This is a genomic window from Thalassospira alkalitolerans, assembly GCF_002115745.1.
Classification (GTDB): Bacteria; Pseudomonadota; Alphaproteobacteria; order Rhodospirillales; family Thalassospiraceae; genus Thalassospira; species Thalassospira alkalitolerans.
Map to the genome: position 1 here is coordinate 1 of NZ_JFKB01000051.1, position 965 is coordinate 965.

1 protein-coding gene is annotated in these 965 nt (G+C 53.6%); it reads right to left on the reverse strand.

Annotated elements, in window-relative coordinates; all coding sequences use genetic code 11:
- Nucleotides 1-49: 49 nt before the first annotated feature.
- A partial coding sequence (locus tag TALK_RS21855; protein WP_139833916.1) for an IS3 family transposase occupies nt 50-965 on the reverse strand: 916 nt, incomplete at its 5' end.

Here is a 965-nt window from a genome sequence, read left to right on the forward strand (position 1 = left end):
TGTGCCGTCCTAAAATACGTTGACGGTTTTTCCTGAAGCCAGCGGCCAATCATCCGCTGGCTTTTTGATGCACGCTTTCTGGTGTTTGCATTGCCAGAGCGATGTGCGGTCGCATGGTATTGTAAGCATTGATGGCTTCGTTGACCAGCTTGGCTAGATCTTTGAATGTTTTGCACCGGTGCAGGAGGAACTCCTGTTTGAGAATGCCATTGACGCGCTCGGCCAAAGCGTTCTGGTAACAGTCATATCCATCCGTCATCGACGGGGTGATTTGATGTTTCCGGAGAACATCCTGATAGCAGCCAGAACAATATTGCAGACCCCGGTCGGAATGATGGATCAGCGGCCCCGAGGTGATCCGGTTGCCGATGGCCTGCTTCATCGCCTTGACCACTTCTGATGCCACCATGCTGTGGCTGAGCATATGCCCCATGATTTTGCGCGAGAAGGCATCCGTGACCAGAGACAGATAATGCACACCCTCGTCACTCTCGACATAGGTTATGTCGCTGACAAACACTTGCTCAGGGCGGCTTGGTTTGTGTCCTGCCAAAAGGTTCGGATACTTTCTCATCCAGTGCTTGCTGAAGGTGGTTCTGGTATAGTTCTTCCTTGGACGGATCAGGAGGCGATGCTCGCGCAGCCAGTCAAACAGCCGGTCTCGCCCTATCCTGATCCCGAGACGATGCAAATCATCCTGCAGCAAATGATAGAGTTTGCGCGTCCCCAAGCGGGGCATGCGCCGTCGCAAGCGCATGACGCAATCATAGAGCGGCGCAAGATGTTCCTGGTGCTGTCGCCGACGTTGCAGGAGTTGGTAAACCGACTGCCTTGAAAGACCAAAACAGCGACAACTGCGACTCAGGCTGACCTGCCCTTGCGCCTGTAATGCGCGCGCAGTTCGGATAAGTACTTTTTTCTCAGGCCGGCTCCATATTCCTGATCCATGATGGTGATCATGCCAT